Raw genomic sequence first — 19,739 nt, forward strand, 5'->3', positions numbered from 1 at the left:
GATACGCAATCGGTATGCGTTTTTTGTTTGAAAGCGGAATCGTAAAAGCCGCTGACGGTGAATACCTATGCAGGCATCCTGCCAGCGGCCGATGTGATTATTTTAAAAACAGTTCAATGACCGGAACGGTGACGCTCGGTTTTTTCACTGGCAGCTCCAATGTAAGCGTATCGGCAGCCCGCCCTTCGTTAAAGGCGCCTGCCTCCATCGTCATTTCCTGCTCGCCCTGGACCATCCGGATTTCCGAAGCATCATGGAGCAGCTGGGCATAGACGATTTTGCCTGAGAAGCCGTATAGGTGCAAATGCTTGAATGGCCAGCTGAAAAGATGCAAGTACAGCCGATTCGTTGCAGGGTTATACGTAAAACGGCAATCCTGCGGACAAGCATATTCCTCCGGTGCTGCCGTACAGCCATAGATAGAACGGTTGTGCCGCCGCATCCAGGCGCCAATTCCCTTCAAGCGGTCTACCGCGCGTTCATCGAATTCGCCTCGCCCTGTCGGCCCGACATTCAGCAGCAAATTGCCGCCTTTGCTTACCGTATCAATCATCATTTGTACGAGCATATCGATGCTTTTCCACGATTCCTCGTCGCGGTAATAGCCCCATGAGCCGCTGAACGTATGGCATGCTTCCCAGACGACACGCTGCCCATTCACTTTAATCCACTCCCGCGGCTGATATTGCTCCGGCGTCGTAATATCCCCCGCTATTTGCAGGCGGTCATTGAGCATAATATTCGGCTGCAGCTCACGAATCATGCGGACTAGCCGCTCGCTTTGCCATGCCTCCTTGCCTTTGCCCTCAAAGCCCGCTTCGGCGGCAATGGAGAAATCGTAGAACAGCACATCAACCTTGCCATATTCGCTGAGCAGCTCCCTCGTCTGGCCGAACAGAAACTCTACATATTTGGCAAAATCCCGCTCCTTGCTTTGCTCCAGAAACGCTTCATTGTAGCGCAGCGGATGCTTCACATCGACCGTATAATGCGGATGATGCCAGTCGAGCAGCGAATAATACAAGCCCGTGCGAATATCGCGCTCGCGAAAAGCGTCCAGCATCGGCCGCAGCAAATCCCGCTTGGCTGGACTATTCACCGCATTATAGGCCGTCAGCTTCGAGTCCCACAGGCAGAAGCCTTCATGATGCTTGGCGGTGACGACCATATATTTCATGCCCGCTTCCGCGGCAAGATCAGCCCATAGCTGCGGATCATATAAATCCGGATCAAAATGCTTGAAATATTTTTCATATTGCTCATTGCTGAGAAACTCTCTGGACTGCATCCACTCATGCCTAGCGCCAAGCGAATACAGCCCCCAGTGGATATACATGCCGAATCGGTCATGGGTGAACCACTTTGCGCGCTGTGCGCTGTCAAGCTCCAATTGTGAAGGCACACCCCCGCTTGCTTGTATTCCTTCTATGTCCTCAGTTCCCTTGTTCTCAGTTCCCTTCGCCATTACTTATACTCCTCCCTTAGCAACTTATATGCCTTGTACGCAATCCCTGCTAGCTGTTTCTACTTTTATCTAGCCGCTACATCGCCTGCTTCGCCACTCTGCGAAATTCCCGCGGTGAAACCTCGCTGTATTGCTTGAAATGCTTGTTGAAGTAATGAATGGAATTGTAGCCGCACTCAAAGGCAATGTCCGTAATCGACTTGCTCGTCGTCCTCAGCAGATGCATCGCAATTTGCAGCCGCAGCCGATGAATAAATTGATTAGGCGTGACGCCGACCGCCTGCTTGAAATGAGTATAAAAATACGTTTTCCCCCGGCCATACAATTCAATTAAATCCCGGACATCAATGTCCTCGGTAATGTGGCGCAAAATATGCTCCACTGCCGACACGACGCCTTCGTCCACCTCTGCCCGCTCGCCTTCCCCAGTCGAGCAGGCGACCGCATAGCGAAACACATGAACCAAAATATCGATAAACCGCATCAATTGCGCGGCCTCCCAGCCCGGCTCCTTCCTCACCTGCTCCTCATAGGCGGCCTTGGCAGCAGCCTGAATGCCCTTGGCATAGGCAGAGCTGGCCGGAATAAGCGGGCAAGCTCCATCGGTATAGAATGGATACAGCAGACGATAGCCATTTGGAATCATTCGGACGATGGATGGCGAGAACAGCACCATAATCCATTCAATCGGCTTGTCTGCCTCCTTCGCCAAATTATAGTGCGGGGCATAAGGCCGAAACAGAAACACGTCCCCGGCATCTCCGGTGTATTCCCGATCCAAGAGCTGAAAGCGGGACTTATTGTGCAGGAGCACATTAATTTCGAGAAAATCATGCATATGCAGCTCATGCTTTACGACACTATCGATGCGGTGCTCGATTTTCAGCTCCCTTTCCAGCTTCAGATCATGGAAAAACATAGCTCCCCCTCCTACAGCCTCTCATAGCCTGCTTGCCTCCTCTAGCTGTCAACCGAGCCATGGCACAGCTTATATCAGCCTTTTACCGAGCCGGAGGTCATGCCGGAAATGATATATTTTTGACCGAGCAAATAGATGATGATGACGGGCAATGTTGTCAGCACAATATCAGCGGAAACGAGGTTCCAATTCACCGAAAAACGGCCAAAGAAATTATAAACGGCAAGCGTCATCGGCCACATATTCGAGTCATTCAAATAATAGAGCGGCAGTACAAAATCATTCCACGCGCCCATAAAATTCAAGATGCCGACCGTAACAATAACGGGCGTCAGCAGCGGAGCTACGATGGAATAAAACAGGCGCATCGGCGAGCAGCCATCTACAATGCCCGCTTCATCCAGCTCCCTTGGCACCGAGCCAACGAAGCCATAAATAAGAAAGACACTGAAAGGAATTGACATAACGGCAAGCAAAATGACCATGCCGAGCTGCGTATTAATCAAATGGGTGAACTGCATCACCTTCGTCAATGTCACAAAATTAATCGGCATCGCAATGCCCAAAATTACGAAGAAGTACATAAACCGGTTAAACCGCGACTGATTGCGGGCAAAAATATAAGCGGCAATCGCAGCGAGCGCGATGCCCAGCACCGTTGAACCGACCGCATACAGCAGGCTGTTCAAAAAAGATTGCAGCAGCTTGCCCTGCTCCACAACGATGGCGTAATTGCTCCAAATCAGCTGCTTGGGCAGCGCAATGCTCATGGAGCTTGCCCCCATCTGATCTTTCAGCGAGTTGACAATGATCAAATACAGCGGTAGAAAAGTAAACAGGCTGAGCAGCCAAGCGATGCCGTTGCGCGCCAGCTTTTGAATGAATTTCGGGGTCATTGGTCACGCCCCTCCTCTCTGGCCATCAAGCGGATGACAAAATAACCGACAATCGTCATGAATAGAAAGAGCAGCGAGGACAGCGCGGTGCCAACCCCATAACGGCCCATCGAAAATTCTTTGAAAATGGCTGTATAAAGCACATCTGTTGCATAGCCCGGCCCGCCGTTCGTCAAAACGTAAACCGCCTCGAACACTTTCAGGCCATGCAGCAAGTTCAGCACCGTCGTCACGACAAGCGCCGGCATGAGCAGCGGGAGCGTCACATACTTGAATTTATGCCAGCTGTTCGCCCCGTCGATTTCGGCTGCTTCATAATAGCTTCGCGATATCGACTGCAAGCCCGCCAGCAAAATAATCATAATGTAGCCAGCGCCCTTCCACGTATCGACGCCGATAATCGATTTGAACGCCCAGTTCGCATCGACTAGCCATTTTTGCGCCATAAAATCCAGCCCCATCCATCTGAGCGCTTCATTCAGCAGCCCCGTCGCCGGATTCAAAATCGATTTAAAGATCAGGCCGACGACGAGCATCGGCACGATGGAAGGCATAAAAATCATCACCCGATGAAAGCCTTTAAGCTTGATGCCTTCATTCAGAATAAGGGCGAACAGCAGTCCAATAGCCGTTTTTAAAATAACGGTCGATGCGGTAAAATTCAACGTATTGATAATGTAGCTGACATAATTTTCACCGGACGAAAACAGCGTCTTGAAATTGTCCAATCCGATGAAGGTAATCGTATCCGAATAGCTGTTCCAATCCGTCAGCGAATAATAGAAGCCCATCAGCCCTGGTACGACGAAAAAGATAAAATAAACGCCGACTGTGCCCAAAGCAAAGTAAAACGGATAAATTTTATTTCTCATGCAGCATTCATCCCCACTCACTCGTTTGTCGTCTATAGCGGTGGCATCCGCCTCCTATTTAGCCCATGCCGGATCTTTCGCCACAACCGCCATATCGGCACGGCGCTTGTCGATGCTTTTCAGCACATCCTCCGGCTGTATCGCGTTGCCCAGCATCGCAACCAAATCCTTGCCCATATCCATCCACTGCGGGTTGACATAGTTCACGTAATCCTGAATATCCGTACCTTTTTTCGTATACGTCGCCATCAGCTTCTTCTGCTCTTCATTGTATTTATCTTTCAGCCCTGGGAAGTTCAAATTGGAAATCGTTGAATCATTGTCAAGCATATACTGCAGGTTTTCCGGCTGCGCCAAATACGCGAGGTATTGCTTCGCTTCTTCAATATGCTTCGAGCCGGAATAAATAAATTTGCTTGGGCCGCCTGGATTGATGTAATAAATTTGATTGTCCGCGAGCGGAATGACAAAATAACCGAATTGATCCGCTTTGACATTAGGGTCTGCCTTCTCGATATCGTTGACGATGCTTTGGGCTGCCAGGGTCATTGCATATATGCCGCTCGCCATTTTCACAGCCGAATCCGCCCCTGTATCTGAAAAAGCATTGTCGCCCATAAAACCAAGGTCATACATTTCCTTAAACTGTGTTAGAGCCAGCTTCATCGTCGGATCGTCCACAAACTTCTTCTTATTCGCGTTCAAATCATCGTATAAGCCCGGCGTTACTTCATCGTAGCGCGGTCCCGGCTCGGCGAACCAAAGGACATGATGCCAGCCGTCAGCAATCGGCTCATACAGCGGTGTAATGCCGGCATCCATCAGCTTCTGGGACAGCGACTTGAACTCCTCGTACGTTTTTGGAATAGTGAGGCCATGCTCTTCAAAAATCTTTTTATTGTACGCTATAACGAAGCTGCTGCCGGTATCCCAAATGGTCTGGGCGTAAACTTTGCCGTTCAGCGTCAACTGCTCAATGCTAAGCGGATCCTCGCGCTTCACCCATTCTTCTCCGCTTAAATCAACGGCATTTTTCTCGACATTATAGTTGAGGCTGATTTCGCTTTTGCCGCTTTGTCCGCCAAACAGGTCGGTAGCCTCGCCAGCGTTCAGCTTTGTTTTGAGCACATTGAAATATTGATCAGAAGGAACAATTTGATAATCGATTCGAATGCCCGTCTCGGCTTCAAATTTTTTGGCGAGCTGCATTTCCGCATCCTTTATCCAGCCTTGGCTGGCCAAGTAGGTAAGCGTAATATTTTGCTTCGTCCCTCCCGTATTGCCTGTGCCGCTGTTCGCGCTGCCTGCCGGGGATGATGCATTTCCGCCAGAGCCCGTATTGCCGCCCCCACAGCCCGCAACTATAATCGCAACCAAAGCAATAACCGTTAACAGCCACATCGATTTTTTCATCATATCGCTCCCCTTTAATGTTGAACGCTCAGTTGTATGCGTTTTCATTTCCTGCTTCCCCATTATAGATTTCTGATTTTTGAAGTGCCATGGATAAAACAGGGGCGTTTTATGCACTTATTTTACCACTCGCCAAATAATTATGAAGCGCTTACAAAAAGTCTTTGACAAAATGCCCCCCTAGCAGCAAAATGAAAGCAACAACGGTGCGCGTGAACGGCTGGAGGTAGTGATGCTTACTAAATTCAAAACGATTCAAGCTGTTCTGTTCTCCACCTACTCTCTTATTATTTTCATCGTGTTTACCGTACTAGTCGTATGGCTTTGCCTTTGGTCCTCTGATCTGCTCAAGCAAAATGCAACCGATTCGCTTGCCAGCATGGGCCGCTCGATGCAAGAGCATATTGATTCGGAAATTCAAAAAATGAATGATGTTTCGCTCAATGTGATGTACTCCAATTTGGTCAAAAATCATTTCAAGCGTTACACCTCGGAGATGCTCGATCAAACACAGACGGGAGATGGTAATGATACGGATACCGATAGGGAGAGCGATAGGGAGAGCGATAAACAAAAGTTAGGCCTTTCCGGCGGCATGGGCAGCGGATCGTTTCAGAGCGTCTCTAAAAGCCAATCGGTTGAAAATGCCAAGGCGCTGGCTGAAATTTTGACTGCGGCTATCGGCCCTTCGCGCCCGGTGGAGCAGCTGTATTTGTATGATTTTAAAAACAAAATGTATGGCAATGGCTTTGACAATGGCGAACGTACCTATAATCCGGCGACCAAGCCCTGGTTTAAAGCGGTTATAGCGATGCAAAATGGCAAAATCATCACGCTGCCCGTGCCCGATGAGGAAATGTCCCGTTATATTTCATCTAGCGACATGCAATATTCGGTCTCGCTGTTCCGCCAGTTTTATGACAATTACAATGATCCAACTGGCATTGTTGAAGTGAAGCAATATTACAACCGGATTTTTAGCAGCATCCTTGCTTTTACGGGGGATAATCCTTATGGTGCGCAGGTGCTCGTATACAATGACAATGGCGATATCATTTATCCCCTGCAGGCGGATAAGCGGCACTACGCGGCTTACACCAGCTTGACGGCAGGCAAAACCAATTCGCAGAAGCAGGGCAAGGCCAGCTATTTATCATTCATTAATCCAAATACACAGGCAAAGGAGCTATTGTCGCTGCACCGCTCTGAGCTGACGGGCTGGAATACGCTCATTATCGTGCCAGAGAGCAAGCTGCTCGCACCTGTATTCGCCTTCGCCAAGCAGACTGTCCTCGTCGCCTTTGTCATTTTGTTGTTTGCGATTATGCTTTCCTATGCGGCATCCAAACGGATTACGTATCCGATTTTGAAAATCCACCGTTCGATCCGCGGCATGCGGCTGGAGGATCTCGGAACCGGCAGAGTAGCCTCCCAGACGCTCGGCAGCGGACTCAATGAGCTTGATCAGCTGCATATTTCCTTTGTGCGCATGAGCTCGCGGCTGAAGGAATCAATGGACGATTTGCTGCTTTCCCAGTCGCAGGAAATGCAGGCGAAGCTCATTGCGCTGCAATCGCAGATGAATCCCCATTTCCTGTACAACACGCTCGCTACCATTCATGCGATGGCCGAAGAAAATATGAACGAGCAAATTGTTGCAATGACCGAAAACATGTCCGACTTCCTGCGCTATTTCTCAACCGACGCAGCCATTGTGAGCTTGCAGGATGAACTGCTGCATACAGGAAAATTTCTGGAAATTAACCAGATTCGCTTTGGCCAGAAGCTCCACTATGTTATGGAGGTGGATGAGCGCATGCGGGAGCTGCGCATCCCTAAGCTGGTCGTGCAGCCGCTTGTTGAAAATGCGCTGAAGTTCGGGACACAGCATGAGCCGCCATGGCAAATTCGCATTTCCGGCAAAATCGGAGGCGAGGACTGGCAGCTGGAGGTGGCAGATAACGGCCCTGGCTTTTCGGAAGAAAGCTTGGCGCATTTATTTGCGCGTATTCGCGAGGTTGATGAGACACATGCCGTGCCCGTGCTCAAGCTGGGCGGCATGGGGCTGCTGAACATTTATATTCGAATGAAGCTCACTTATGGAGATGCAGCTGTATTTCAGATTCACAATCGCCCCGAAGGCGGGGCGGCTATTAGAATCGGCGGCAAACTATAGCTAGGCAAAGGGGGGCATTCGCTTATGGCTCAAGCAAACGTCATTAAAGTCGTTGTTGCCGAAGACGAGGATATCATCCGGGGTACGCTGGTGCGCAAGCTCGAAGGCTTGGATGAGGCCATTCAAATTGTTGGCTCCGCCCAAGATGGCAAAGAGGCGCTCGAGTTTGTGAACCGGGAGCAGCCGGATTTGCTCATTACCGACATCCGAATGCCTGTCATGGATGGCATTGAGCTCATTCAGTCTATCCACCGCTATTATCCGCGCATGCGCAAAATCATTACGAGCGGCTTCGCTGATTTTGAATACGCACGGCAAGCGATTCAGTACAATGTCATTGAATATTTGCTGAAGCCGATTGCGACCACTGAGCTTTCGCGGGTATACAGTCGCGTAAAGACGCTAATTGAGGCGGAACGTACTGATTTTAAAACCCAGATGAAAAGCCTTCAGCCAAGCGGAGCGGATACGGAGGAATTGGTGCAAATGGTGCAAAGCTTTATGCGCGAGCATTACAGCGAGGATCTCAGCCTGGAGCAAATTGCCCGCTGCTTCAATTTTACCCCGTCCTACTTGAGCAAAATTTTTATTAAGCATACGGATGAGCCCCCTTCCCGCTACTTGATGTCGCTGCGCATCAACGAAGCGAAATATTTGCTTCGCAATCACTCCCATCTCTCCGTCAAGGAGGTCGGTGAGCAGGTCGGCTATAGCGACCAATTTTATTTCAGCCGCATCTTCAAGCAAATGACGGGCTTTACACCGAAGGAGTTCCAGAAATAAGCATATAAGCCCATTTATAAGTGCAAAACTTATAAATGCTTAGAATTCCAACCCAAAAAACCAGAGCCGATAATATGCCTAGGCATATCCGCTCTGGTTTTTTGGGCTGTAAGCCGCGTTTATTTATACCGTAATATCTGCCTTCGCCAGCAGATCCTGCACGACGACGCTAACCATGATCAGCCCCGCTACAGGAGGAACAAATGCGTTGCTCGCTGGCGGCTGCTGGGCCTTGCGGATTTCCGGCGCGTTCTCGGGCACGATGCGCTGCGTCACATCTTGACGCGGCTTCTTCGGCGTCTCCGAGGAAAACACAACCTTCACGCCTTTATTAATGCCTTCCTTGCGCAGTCTCTGGCGGACAACGCGGGCAATCGGATCGGTGTGGGTTTTGGAAATATCGACAACTTCGAATTTCGTCGGGTCCATTTTGTTAGCGGCGCCCATGCTCGAGATAATCGGGATTTTGCGCTCCAGGCACTGCTTGATCAAATGGATTTTGTACGAAATGGTATCGGAAGCATCAATGACATAATCAATCGGGTATTCAAAAAATTTCTCATACGTCTCTTCCGTATAAAACATGCGCAGAGAAACCGCGTCGCATTCCGGGTTTATGAGCTTAATGCGGTCGCGCATCAAGTCGGCCTTCGGCTGGCCAACGGTCGTCGTAAGCGCATGGATTTGGCGGTTGACGTTCGTAATATCGACAACGTCTTTATCGACCAAAATAATACGGCCTATACCTGTACGGGCCAGCGCCTCAGCAGCAATGCCGCCGACGCCGCCGATGCCGAGCACCGCTACCGTACTTCCTTTCATTAGCTCAAGGCCTTCCGGCCCAATTGCCAGCTCCGTGCGTGAAAATTGGTGCAGCATCTAAAATCGCCGTCCCTTCCGTTATCTATTCCAAGCATCTACATAGGAAGGCGGGCTGTTTCGCCCGCCCATTCCATTAAGCTTGAGGTGCTTCTGGTGATGCTCCTGCTGGGGCAGGCTGTTTCGCAGGCTTAGGCACTGTACGGATATGAAGCTGCTCCAATTGGGACAGCTCAACTTCGGACGGCGCATTGCACAGCAGATCGGTTGCGTTCGCTGTTTTCGGGAATGCAATCGTTTCACGCAGGTTCGTGCGGCCAGCCAGCAGCATGATGAGACGGTCGAAGCCGAACGCGATGCCGCCATGTGGAGGCGTACCAAATTCAAACGCATCCAGCAGGTATCCGAAGTTCTGTTGTGCGGTCTCCGGGGACAAGCCAAGCGCATTGAACATTTTTTCCTGAACTTCACGCTTGTAAATACGCATCGAACCGCCGCCTACTTCATAGCCGTTCAGAACGATATCATAAGCTTGAGCACGGATTTTGCCTGGATCTGTATCAAACAGGTGCAGGTCATCCTCGTGCGGACGTGTGAACGGATGATGCTCGGCTACATAACGCTGTGCATCCTCATCCCAGCCAAGCAGCGGGAAGTCTACAACCCATACGAATTTAAATTTAGTGTCGTCGATCAGACCAAGCTCGCGGCCCACTTTCAGGCGCAGGTTGCCCATGACATCAACAACGACTTTTTTCTTGTCAGCAGAGAAAGTGAGCAGGTCGCCATCTTCTACTTGCAAACGCTCAGTCAATGCCGCGATTTCCTCTGGTTTGAGGAACTTCACGATTGGACCGCGCCATTCGCCATCCTTCACCGTAATCCAAGCCAAGCCTTTACCGCCATAACGGGCAGCGAACGGCTGCAAATCGTCAAGCTCTTTACGGCTCCAGCCGCCACAGCCTTTGGCATTGAACGCCTTCACGACGCCGCCGGATGCTGCTACGCTTGCGAATACCTTCACTTCGCTTGTCGCCACAATATCAGTAATATCTTGAATTTCCATGCCGAAGCGCAGGTCAGGCTTATCGGAGCCATATTTATTGATGGCATCTTCATACGTAATGCGCTGGAACGGAAGCGCAAGCTCTACCCCTACCGTCTCGCGGAACAATCTTGCAGCAAGCTGCTCCATCATGCCCAGCAATTGATCCTGCGACAGGAAGGAGGTTTCGATATCGACTTGTGTAAACTCAGGCTGACGGTCTGCGCGTAGATCCTCATCGCGGAAGCAGCGAGCGATTTGATAATAACGCTCAATGCCGCCGACCATTAGCAATTGCTTGAAAATTTGCGGCGATTGCGGCAGGGCAAAAAATTCGCCTTCATGCACGCGGCTCGGCACCAAATAATCGCGCGCACCTTCTGGTGAGCTCTTGGTCAAAATTGGCGTTTCAACGTCAATAAAGCCTTCTCCATCAAGGAAGTCGCGGAAAATTTTCGCTGCTTTCGAACGGAGCAGCAATGTTTTTTGCATTTCCGGACGACGCAGGTCGAGGTAACGGTATTTCAAACGCAGCGACTCGTCAACTTCGACGCCGTCTTCGATTGGGAATGGCGGTGTTTTTGCCGCGTTCATAATTTCGATTTTTTCAACGCGCACTTCAATTTCGCCTGTTTCCAGGTTCGCGTTTACCGTCTCAGGGTCACGCTCAACGACTGTGCCTTGAACAGCGAGCACGAACTCGTTGCGGGCACGGTCAGCAATCGCCAGCGCATCGCCGGAAAAATCAGGGTTAAATACCGTTTGAACGATTCCTGTACGGTCGCGAAGATCAATAAACAATACGCCGCCCAGGTCACGACGACGCTGTACCCAGCCGTTCAATATGACCGTTTGTCCAATATCGCTTTTGGTTAATTTTCCACATGGATGTGTTTTCAACATAATGGTTATGCTCCTTTTATTTAAAAGATTTAGTGAACGAAGGAGCTGCGAGGAAATTACCCGGTGCGGTATTTTATTTCGTCGCAGTCTCTAAGCCTGAATCGCTGCTGCCAGCTCGCTGATGGCTACGGTGCGCTGCTCGCCGCTTTCCATATTTTTCAGCGCAATTTCGCCGCGCTCCAGCTCGTCATCGCCAAGTATAGCGGTAAAACGTGCCTTGAAGCGGTCCGCAGACTTCATCTGCGCCTTCATCTTGCGGTCCGTGTAATCACGGTCGGCACGCAAGCCTGCTGCACGCAGCTCATGTACGATCTTAGTCGCCTCACGCTCTGCTGCCTCGCCAAGGCTGATGACGTAAACGTCGACCTGGCTCGCTTCCTTAATGCCTTCCGTCTTCTGGTGCTCAAGCAGCAAAATCGTCCGCTCCAGACCAAGGCCAAGACCAACGCCCGGCTGATCCGGCCCGCCGATTTCGGCAACGAGCCCATTGTAGCGGCCGCCGCCGCCAATCGTATCGATGGCACCGATGCCCTCCGCTTTATACTCAAAAGCGGTATGCGTGTAATAATCAAGCCCGCGCACCAGCTTCGAATTGACTTCGAACGGAATATTCATCGCCGTCAAATACGCTTTAACCTTTTCAAAATGCGTGGTGCATTCTTCATCGAGACTGTCCAAAATCGACGGAGCGCCTTCAAAATGCTTCTGGTCGACTTTGCAGTCCAGCACACGCAGCGGATTGCGGTCCATCCGCGACTGGCAATCTTTGCACAGCAGCTCGCGCTTCGGTTCAAGGAAGGCAAGCAGCCGCTCGCGGAAGGCAAGCCTTACTTCCGGCGTTCCGACAGAATTGATTTCGACGCGCACCCCTTTAAGGCCAACCTCGGTATAAAACGTATAGCCCAAAGCGATAACCTCAGCGTCAAGTGCCGGATTAACCGAGCCCATCGCCTCAACGCCGAATTGGTGAAACTGGCGGTAACGCCCGGCTTGCTGACGCTCATAGCGGAACATAGGGCCGATATAATACAGCTTCGTCAGATCAGGCTCACCATACAGTTTATTTTCAACGAAGGCCCGAACGACCCCGGCCGTACCCTCTGGACGTAGCGTCACGCTGCGATTGCCGCGATCCGTGAACGTATACATCTCTTTCTCCACGACGTCCGTCGTTTCGCCTACGCCGCGCTGAAACAGCTCGGTCGCTTCGAAGATCGGCGTGCGAATTTCGCGAAAATTAAAACGGCGGCAAATTTCGCGTGCCTTTTGCTCAACGAACTGCCAGCTGTCGATTGAGCTCGGCAGCATATCCTGCGTGCCTGGTAATTTTTGAAATGCCATGTCATTTTCCTCCTAACCTGCTGCTAAAAAACATGAGAACAAGTAAAATGGTGCTCGTCAAACCAAAAAACTCCCGCCCCTGAACAGCAAATATTGCTGTCAGGGACGAGAGTATAGCTCCCGTGGTACCACCCACATTCCGAGGCAGCTGCCAGAAGGCAGAAGCTCGCTTGAAGACGGTTAACGCCCGTCACCCGCAGTACGGCTACTGAAACAATCGCTTGCCTGGGGCTTGTCCCCAGCAGGCTTACGTTCACCGTCTGTTCTCCGGAAAGTCTGTTCATCCCGCCATTATAAGAATGCTTGCAGCCTAAGGCATTCCTCTCTGCATATATGCGCATGGATTAATTTGTTCCATCATGAAATCATTATAGTGAATGGTGCTGATGCTTCATTTTACTTGGGCGTGGTCAGAAAGTCAAGCTGCGATTCAGCTCTATTCAGCCCGATTGTATAGGAACAGCGGCAAGAACGTCAGAAAGCAGAAAAAAACCTGCAATCACATTGCAGGTCCAAAAGTAAATTATATTTTAAAAAAGGGGGTCGAGATCTATTATAGGCTTGCGATGTTAAAATAGCGTTATCGTTTGATTACAGTAACATTACAGTTTAGAAAGCGTTTTATTTCCGGCTATTTCGACCTTACTCCCGCTTTTCCGCCAGCATATGCGAGCTTCTGCTTCCACCATGCTCTTTATTACGTGTCCTTTAAGTCGCTTCGCTTGCCTGCTGCAGATGGAAACCCTGCCCATTCCTCTGCCGCTTCCATGTCTTCCTCCAGCTGTGATAGCCTGATTGCTTCATGCCGATCAGCATGGAGCAGCTTGCGGCTAATCCGCTCCAACCCTTGCTCCTTGCGGGATTGATGCATGCGTTCATTCGCCTCCGGTACAAAATAAACAGGCCTCCGGCCGCGGCCAATCGCTGCCGAATGCGCCAAGCGAGCCCATTCTCTCCCCTATTGTATCCAGAAGGCATCCGCCCAAATCTTCATTTTGAAGCTATTGCTGTCTTTCCAATCCAGTGAAAAAATGCATAAAACCTTTCCCTTCACATTTTTTTGAAAATACATCCAAAAATTGAAACATATCCTGTTTTTCGATCGTCATTAGGCTACGAGCTTGAGTGGCATGCAGCAAAAAATCAAAAAAAGGGAGAAATAAAATATGCGAAAAAAATCGTTATTAATCGCCACAACCTTCATACTGTTGGCTCTTCTTTTTACGTCATCTGCGTTCGCCTATACTTTTACCGGGCACAAATGGCCCAAATCCGCCAATCATTCTTACAACATTTATGTGAAATACGCTACTACAAATACGGCTTATAAAGCTGCGTTTGATTCAGCAGCCGCTGATTGGAATAGTGCCCAAAGCAAAATTAAATTTAATCTTTCGGCGCTCAATACTTCAACCTTAAGCAAGGTTGGCACCCAAAATGTCGATGATCCTTCGATGTTTGGCGTATGCATTACTTATGTGAGTCCGGGTACAACTTCAACTAGTTACTTTACCGCTGATATCAATATAGGAAATCCGGCTGTAGCCAATCAATCCAATACGAGAAGAAGCGCTGCGGGACATGAATTAGGCCATGCGCTCGGTCTCGGTCATACTCCTCTCCTTGTAAAGGCTATTATGAACTCAAGCAGAGATCGCGAGACCATCTACACACCTCAAACCGATGATAAAAACGGCCTAAATGCACTTTACCCACTATAAATTAAGGGAGGGTTTAAAATGACCGTAAAATTTAATTTCAGGATGATCCTAATGGCAGGGCTATGCTTAGCACTTATGGCTGGGGTACTGCTATTTACAGCGAAGGAGAAGTATTCGCCCGGAACGTTTCATGTAAATTATTCTCCCGATTATGCCGTAAGCGGGGATGTTGCAGGGTTAGTTCATAATTCCGATTACGTCGTATCCGGCCACTACGAGAAGTTTATAGAAAATTGGGACATGGGGGAGAGTCATCTTAGCGAAGTATATTCGTTTGTGGTGGATGAATCTTTGCTGGGCGATGTCAAAGGCACGATTAATGTCTCTATTCCCCATACCGTCTTGTTAAAACATACGTTATACGATGTGGATTATGAAGCCACGCTCAATTTGCCCAACTACAGCAAACCTGATTTTGATAAAACGTATGTGCTGTTTTTGAAAAAAGCACAGACGAAAGATGTATTCGGCCCGTCTTCCGTACCTTTTCAAGTAGAAGTGGATTTTGCTGGCAACGTTGCATTGAAAGTGAATACAGAACACAAAGAACTGGCTTTAACGACTAAACAAAGTGGCACCATTCATTTTCAGACTGAGCAGATCGAACTAGCCCCTATCGATAAAATAACCGGTTTAACTAATGAAGAACTATTTGCAGAAATTAAAGCACAAGTCGCCGCGAAGGCGGGAAGCAAGTAGAGGTCGGAGTTGCCTAGAAGCCCCTCACTTACTCGTTTTTACGAGTGTGCGGGGCTTCTTTTAGTTGACATGTAGAACAACTATAACGTAATCTAAACACAGATTAAAACATAGATTTAAACAATGTTTGAATTTCAATTTTATGGAGGAGACTATGACAAAAGAAAAAATTTTCGAAATCGCCGTAGCGCTTATCCAGTCGGAGGGCATCAAAGGAATAACTACGCGCAAAATAGCCGACCTAGCGGGTACCAATGTCGCGTCTGTCAATTATCATTTTGGTTCAAAGGATAAGTTAATCAATGAAGTATTAAGAAGGCATCTTGAATCGTTTCATGTTACTTTCAATCTGTTGGATGATACGGAGGCTCCTCCGCTTGTACGACTAAAAAAATTTTTGCTGGCGTATGCGTCATTATTGCTGGAACACCCAGAACTAGCTAAAAGCCTGCTTTCCCAAGAACAGCTCTTTGAATCTCACAGTCAATTTCTGGAGTCCATGAAAAACCAGGGTATTGAGAAGCTAATCCATACTGTTAGCGAAATCGTTGGACGAACAGAGCAGGAGAGAATTATGCCCATCATTATCCAAATGTTTGCGGCCATTTTCTTCCCGACCGTCATAAAAAGCAATGCCAATCCATCGTTAACCGCAGCTATGTTAAAAACAGAGCAGTCCATCGAGCAGCAAGTTGATTTATTTTTGGAGTTTTACTTTTACAAATTTAGAGGAAAGGAATCATGAGGTTTTTCAGAAGACATTGGTATAACGTCGGGTTAGTTGTCGCGCTGGCTTCGATTGTTTATTTGATTTTTGCTTGGAACGACATGGACATTTTGCAAAAGGTATTATTCATGAATTTTATCGTTATTTTACTCCATCAATTTGAGGAATATGGTTGGCCTGGCGGTGAACCCGCAATTCTGAACAGGGTATTAAAATCCAGCCCAACGCCAAGCCATTATCCGCTTAATCAAAATACGGCAATGGTTACAAATGTACTCGTAAGCTACTTGTTCTATTTGCTGCCTATCTTTTTTCCTGAGACGCTTTGGCTCGGTTTGCCACCGATTTTATTTGGTTTAGCCCAGTTTGTTGTCCATGGAATCGTGATACCTAAGAAGCTAGGTCAATTTTACAATCCTGGATTGGCTGCGGTTGTGTTGGGGCATATTCCTTTGGCTCTTTATTATATCTATCATATCCACTCCACTGGTGTTGTTACAGCAAGGGACTGGCTTTTTGCTATTCTATACTTGGCCCTGTTCATAGTAGTCATCATGAGCAAAATGACCTTTTCATGGCTTGCCGACAAAGCATCTCCTTATGCTTTCGATGATGAGGAAATGAAAAAATTCAATGTTGGAGAAAAGCTTGCCCGTCTTAAAAAATAAACCAGCAATGGCCCATTTCATAGCAATTTTGCAGAACGTAAAAAGGCAGCCGAATAGGTTGGCTGCCTTTTTTGTCTATAGATCTATTCCTTGCTGTCCAAAATCAAGGTAACAGGACCCCAATTGACGAGTGACACGTCCATCATAGCGCCAAAACGTCCCGTCTCCACTTGCAGTCCATGCTGCTGGCGAAGATAGGCATTAAACTGCTCGTAGAGCGGCTCTGCCTGCTCTGGGCGCGCAGCAGCCATAAAGTTCGGTCTCCGACCTTTGCGGCTGTCTCCATACAACGTAAACTGCGATACCGACAAAATAGCGCCACCCTTATCGACGATGGATAAATTCATTTTTCCGGCCTCATCCTCAAAAATGCGCAGGCCCGCGATTTTATCGGCCATCCATTTGATGTCTGCTTCTGTATCTTCATGGGTAATCCCAACAAGCAGCACGTATCCGAAGTTGATTGCTCCTGTTATTTCCCCTTCGACGGTCACACTCGCCTGCTTGCTTCTCTGAATGACAACCTTCATGCTTTCCATCCTCTCTCTCTAAAAAAGAAGAAGGCGGCAAAATACGCCGCCATCTCTATGCTAATGCTTCCGACTATGCTATTGCTTCCCACTTAGTTTAAGAAGCGAGCGTATTAAATGTTTTCCCGTTTAACTGCCCTATTAAGTTTTAATCAGGGCAGGGGGTTCATGACTTTGTATCTTTAGCTTGTTGCCTACTGGCAATAGCTAAACTTGCTTTTAAAACCTTTTCGGGGAAAAGGAGGGGAGAGTGAAGTGAAAGGTTTGGGATAGAGGAGCGCAGCGTTCGCTTTTGATCCTGAATTTCTACCGTGCAACGGTAAATTCGATGAAATTCAGGAGCAATGGCGACCGAAACCCAAACCTTTCACGCAGCGTCCCCCGTCCTTCCCCATCAAGGCCTTTACAGCAAAATCAGCTATTCATAATCCTTTGGACGGAATAAATATCCTGCACCCGTTTAATCTTCTCCACCACAGATGAGAGATGCTCAACGTTCTTAATCAGCACGGTCATATGAATCATGACCATTTTATTTTTCACGGAACGACCGGTCACTGCAGAAATATTCGTCTTGCTGCCAGATACGACCTGCAGCACTTCATTGAGCAGACCATTGCGGTCATGGCCGGTAATTTCAATATCGACGCTGTAATTGGCCTCGACCGATTCTTCCCACTCCACCTCAATGACGCGATCAGCTTCCTCTCCGTCCATGCCGAACGGAATGTTCTGGCAATCCATGCGATGCACCGAGACGCCGCGTCCACGCGTAATGTAGCCAATAATAGCGTCGCCTGGCACTGGATTGCAGCAGCGGGCAAAGCGAACAAGCAAATTATCGATGCCTCGCACCGTAACGCCATGGTGCTGACGATTTTTACGGCTGCCTCCCGATTTCGCATCTTTATCCGTACCGAGCTCAATCGTATTGTTTTTCTCGGCTTCCTTGCGCAGCTTCTCCGTTAGACGGGTACAAATCTGCGCAGCGGTCACGCCGCCAAAGTTAACGCCGGACAGCATGTCCTCCACATCGTTAAAAGAAAACTTCGACGCAACCTCCTGCAGCTTGTCCTCGGTCAGCCAAGCTGACGGCTCTAGACCCAGACGCTTAAGCTCACGCTCAACGGCCTCGCGGCCCTTCGCCACATTTTCCTCGCGCTGCTCCTTCTTGAACCACTGCCTGATTTTACTGCGGGCATGCGACGATTGTGCGATTTTCACCCAATCCTGGCTCGGTCCATACGAATGCTTGGAGGTGAGAATTTCAATAATATCGCCGGTTTTGAGCTTACAATCAAGCGGCACAATACGGCCGTTAACCTTGGCGCCAATCGTGCGGTTGCCAACCTCCGTGTGAATGCGGTAAGCAAAATCCAGCGGCACAGAGCCGGCTGGCAGCTCAATGACCTCACCGCTCGGCGTAAATACAAATACGAGATCGGAGAAGAAATCCATTTTCAGCGATTCCATAAACTCCGATGCGTCGCGTGCGTCATTTTGCAGCTCCAATATTTCGCGGAACCAAGACATTTTATCTTCAAAATTGCGGTTTGGCACGACCGTACCTTCCTTGTACGCCCAATGCGCCGCAATCCCGTATTCTGATGTACGATGCATATCCCAAGTCCGAATTTGCACTTCAGTCGGCTCGCCATTGGGCCCTACCACCGTTGTATGCAGCGACTGGTACATATTCGCCTTCGGCATCGCGATATAATCCTTGAACCGTCCCGGCATCGGCTTCCACAGCGTATGGATAATGCCGAGCGTCGCATAACAATCCTTAATGTTCTCAACGATGATCCGAATCGCCATGAGATCATAAATTTCATTAAACTGCTTGTTGCGGTCGGTCATCTTTTTGTAAATGCTGTACAAATGCTTCGGGCGCCCGGAAATATCGCCTTCAATGCCCATCTCGCCAAGCTTCTCTTCAATGCGGTCAATGACATCGGCAATAAACTGCTCGCGCTCCGCCCGTTTTTTCTTCATCAAGTTGGCGATGCGATAATATTGCTGCGGATTCAAATACCGAAGCGCAATATCCTCCATCTCCCACTTAATGGCCGAAATACCAAGCCGATGCGCGATGGGGCAAAAAATTTCCAGCGTCTCATACGCGATCCGCCGCTGCGCCTCCTCCGACTGGAATTTCAGCGTCCGCATATTGTGCAGGCGATCGGCGAGCTTAATCAAAATAACGCGAATATCCTGCGCCATCGCCACAAACATTTTTCGATAATTTTCGTTTTGCTGCTCTTCCTTGGAACGAAAACGGATTTTCTCCAGCTTCGTCAGTCCGTCAACCAGCATTGCGCAGGTTTCGCCGAATTTCGCCCGAACCGTCTCCAAATCGACTGTCGTATCTTCAACCACGTCATGCAGTAAAGCTGTAATAATGGACAGCACATCCATCTGCATATCCACTAATATATCTGCTACGGCAATCGGATGTAAAATGTAAGGTTCGCCTGATTTCCGCACTTGTCCATGATGAGCCTGATCTGCAAAATGATAGGCTTCCCTTATGCGTAATAAGTCCTGTTCCTTCATATAGGCCGATGCCTTTTCAATTAACTGCTCTATGCCCATGAACATCCCTTTCCGAAATGAGCCCTGCTTAGGCTCCCCTTCGCGCATTTTCCGAGTTTTCTAATATTATGCCTGTAAGCATAGCATGACGTCAACTACGCTGTCGATTGAAGTGTCGATTTAAGTCATGGAAATTTAAATTTTTCAACCGTAATGCGGACTTTATA

General features: G+C 48.8%; 17 protein-coding genes. 6 read left to right on the forward strand and 11 right to left on the reverse strand.

Translation table 11 applies throughout. The features are described from left to right. Positions 1–97: 97 nt before the first annotated feature. The 5 genes from ABEW34_RS28155 to ABEW34_RS28175 all read right to left on the reverse strand — a co-directional run bounded on the left by ABEW34_RS28155 (position 98) and on the right by ABEW34_RS28175 (position 5,613). Positions 98–1,465, reverse strand: coding sequence for an alpha-L-fucosidase (locus ABEW34_RS28155; protein ID WP_430163953.1), 1,368 nt, complete (start codon positions 1,463–1,465; stop codon positions 98–100). Positions 1,466–1,541: 76 nt separating this feature from the next. Continuing rightward, on the reverse strand, positions 1,542–2,384 hold the full coding sequence (locus tag ABEW34_RS28160; RefSeq protein WP_430163956.1) for an AraC family transcriptional regulator: 843 nt from the start codon (positions 2,382–2,384) through the stop codon (positions 1,542–1,544). Between the two features lie 74 nt (positions 2,385–2,458). Then, positions 2,459–3,280: a carbohydrate ABC transporter permease gene (locus ABEW34_RS28165; protein WP_430163958.1), complete on the reverse strand. Its 822-nt coding sequence runs from the start codon at positions 3,278–3,280 to the stop codon at positions 2,459–2,461. Further along, positions 3,277–4,152 carry a carbohydrate ABC transporter permease gene (locus tag ABEW34_RS28170; RefSeq protein ID WP_099521248.1) on the reverse strand — a complete coding sequence of 292 codons (876 nt, stop codon included), beginning with the start codon at positions 4,150–4,152 and terminating at the stop codon, positions 3,277–3,279. Before ABEW34_RS28170 ends, ABEW34_RS28165 begins: the two co-directional genes overlap by 4 nt. 54 nt (positions 4,153–4,206) lie before the next feature. Then, positions 4,207–5,613, reverse strand: coding sequence for an ABC transporter substrate-binding protein (locus tag ABEW34_RS28175; RefSeq protein WP_430163961.1), 1,407 nt, complete (start codon positions 5,611–5,613; stop codon positions 4,207–4,209). A 184-nt stretch (positions 5,614–5,797) separates the two neighbouring features. Here ABEW34_RS28175 and ABEW34_RS28180 point away from each other — a divergent pair, with 184 nt between their 5' ends. Beyond that, the gene (locus ABEW34_RS28180) at positions 5,798–7,741 is read left to right on the forward strand and encodes a sensor histidine kinase (RefSeq protein WP_430163964.1); all 1,944 of its coding nucleotides are present in this window, start codon (positions 5,798–5,800) and stop codon (positions 7,739–7,741) included. A 24-nt stretch (positions 7,742–7,765) separates the two neighbouring features. Continuing rightward, a complete protein-coding gene (locus ABEW34_RS28185; RefSeq protein ID WP_430163967.1) occupies positions 7,766–8,524 on the forward strand; it encodes a response regulator transcription factor in 759 nt (252 codons plus the stop codon). 123 nt (positions 8,525–8,647) lie between these two features. On the opposite strand, the gene ABEW34_RS28190 is transcribed toward ABEW34_RS28185, so the two are convergent. The 4 genes from ABEW34_RS28190 to ABEW34_RS28205 form a co-directional block, all read right to left on the reverse strand. Continuing rightward, the gene (locus ABEW34_RS28190) at positions 8,648–9,403 is read right to left on the reverse strand and encodes a tRNA threonylcarbamoyladenosine dehydratase (protein ID WP_430163970.1); all 756 of its coding nucleotides are present in this window, start codon (positions 9,401–9,403) and stop codon (positions 8,648–8,650) included. 76 nt (positions 9,404–9,479) lie between these two features. Next, a complete protein-coding gene (gene aspS / locus ABEW34_RS28195; RefSeq protein WP_430163972.1) occupies positions 9,480–11,291 on the reverse strand; it encodes an aspartate--tRNA ligase in 1,812 nt (603 codons plus the stop codon). Between the two features lie 90 nt (positions 11,292–11,381). Then, on the reverse strand, positions 11,382–12,632 hold the full coding sequence (gene hisS / locus ABEW34_RS28200; protein WP_056039987.1) for a histidine--tRNA ligase: 1,251 nt from the start codon (positions 12,630–12,632) through the stop codon (positions 11,382–11,384). A 697-nt stretch (positions 12,633–13,329) separates the two neighbouring features. After that, a complete protein-coding gene (locus ABEW34_RS28205; RefSeq protein ID WP_430163975.1) occupies positions 13,330–13,572 on the reverse strand; it encodes a hypothetical protein in 243 nt (80 codons plus the stop codon). A 226-nt stretch (positions 13,573–13,798) separates the two neighbouring features. Between ABEW34_RS28205 and ABEW34_RS28210 the strand changes: the two genes are divergently transcribed. The 4 genes from ABEW34_RS28210 (at position 13,799) to ABEW34_RS28225 (ending at position 16,447) form a co-directional block, all read left to right on the forward strand. Beyond that, entirely contained in the window at positions 13,799–14,353 is a 555-nt protein-coding gene (locus tag ABEW34_RS28210; protein ID WP_430163978.1) for a M57 family metalloprotease, read from the forward strand. An 18-nt stretch (positions 14,354–14,371) separates the two neighbouring features. Next, entirely contained in the window at positions 14,372–15,052 is a 681-nt protein-coding gene (locus tag ABEW34_RS28215; protein WP_430163981.1) for a hypothetical protein, read from the forward strand. A gap of 154 nt (positions 15,053–15,206) precedes the next feature. Continuing rightward, a complete protein-coding gene (locus tag ABEW34_RS28220) occupies positions 15,207–15,797 on the forward strand; it encodes a TetR/AcrR family transcriptional regulator (RefSeq protein WP_430163983.1) in 591 nt (196 codons plus the stop codon). Positions 15,798–15,907: 110 nt separating this feature from the next. Next, a complete protein-coding gene (locus tag ABEW34_RS28225; protein WP_430163985.1) occupies positions 15,908–16,447 on the forward strand; it encodes an HXXEE domain-containing protein in 540 nt (179 codons plus the stop codon). Between the two features lie 83 nt (positions 16,448–16,530). On the opposite strand, the gene dtd is transcribed toward ABEW34_RS28225, so the two are convergent. Then, complete coding sequence (dtd, locus tag ABEW34_RS28230) at positions 16,531–16,977, reverse strand: D-aminoacyl-tRNA deacylase (RefSeq protein ID WP_430163987.1); 447 nt, start codon at positions 16,975–16,977, stop codon at positions 16,531–16,533. Between the two features lie 414 nt (positions 16,978–17,391). After that, positions 17,392–19,572, reverse strand: coding sequence for a RelA/SpoT family protein (locus tag ABEW34_RS28235; protein WP_430163989.1), 2,181 nt, complete (start codon positions 19,570–19,572; stop codon positions 17,392–17,394). Between the last annotated feature and the right edge of the window lie 167 nt (positions 19,573–19,739).

This window comes from Paenibacillus algorifonticola (genome assembly GCF_050481745.1).
Taxonomy (GTDB): Bacteria; Bacillota; Bacilli; order Paenibacillales; family Paenibacillaceae; genus Pristimantibacillus; species Pristimantibacillus algorifonticola_A.

Excerpts from the sequence above, each read along its gene's own strand:
- ABEW34_RS28155 (WP_430163953.1), bottom strand. The coding sequence starts at position 1,465 with ATGGCGAAGGGAACTGAGAACAAGGGAACTGAGGACATAGAAGGAATA.
- ABEW34_RS28160 (WP_430163956.1), bottom strand. The coding sequence starts at position 2,384 with ATGTTTTTCCATGATCTGAAGCTGGAAAGGGAGCTGAAAATCGAGCAC.
- ABEW34_RS28165 (WP_430163958.1), bottom strand. The coding sequence starts at position 3,280 with ATGACCCCGAAATTCATTCAAAAGCTGGCGCGCAACGGCATCGCTTGG.
- ABEW34_RS28170 (WP_099521248.1), bottom strand. The coding sequence starts at position 4,152 with ATGAGAAATAAAATTTATCCGTTTTACTTTGCTTTGGGCACAGTCGGC.
- ABEW34_RS28175 (WP_430163961.1), bottom strand. The coding sequence starts at position 5,613 with ATGAAAACGCATACAACTGAGCGTTCAACATTAAAGGGGAGCGATATG.
- ABEW34_RS28180 (WP_430163964.1), top strand. The coding sequence starts at position 5,798 with ATGCTTACTAAATTCAAAACGATTCAAGCTGTTCTGTTCTCCACCTAC.
- ABEW34_RS28185 (WP_430163967.1), top strand. The coding sequence starts at position 7,766 with ATGGCTCAAGCAAACGTCATTAAAGTCGTTGTTGCCGAAGACGAGGAT.
- ABEW34_RS28190 (WP_430163970.1), bottom strand. The coding sequence starts at position 9,403 with ATGCTGCACCAATTTTCACGCACGGAGCTGGCAATTGGGCCGGAAGGC.
- aspS (WP_430163972.1), bottom strand. The coding sequence starts at position 11,291 with ATGTTGAAAACACATCCATGTGGAAAATTAACCAAAAGCGATATTGGA.
- hisS (WP_056039987.1), bottom strand. The coding sequence starts at position 12,632 with ATGGCATTTCAAAAATTACCAGGCACGCAGGATATGCTGCCGAGCTCA.
- ABEW34_RS28210 (WP_430163978.1), top strand. The coding sequence starts at position 13,799 with ATGCGAAAAAAATCGTTATTAATCGCCACAACCTTCATACTGTTGGCT.
- ABEW34_RS28215 (WP_430163981.1), top strand. The coding sequence starts at position 14,372 with ATGACCGTAAAATTTAATTTCAGGATGATCCTAATGGCAGGGCTATGC.
- ABEW34_RS28220 (WP_430163983.1), top strand. The coding sequence starts at position 15,207 with ATGACAAAAGAAAAAATTTTCGAAATCGCCGTAGCGCTTATCCAGTCG.
- ABEW34_RS28225 (WP_430163985.1), top strand. The coding sequence starts at position 15,908 with ATGAATTTTATCGTTATTTTACTCCATCAATTTGAGGAATATGGTTGG.
- dtd (WP_430163987.1), bottom strand. The coding sequence starts at position 16,977 with ATGAAGGTTGTCATTCAGAGAAGCAAGCAGGCGAGTGTGACCGTCGAA.
- ABEW34_RS28235 (WP_430163989.1), bottom strand. The coding sequence starts at position 19,572 with ATGGGCATAGAGCAGTTAATTGAAAAGGCATCGGCCTATATGAAGGAA.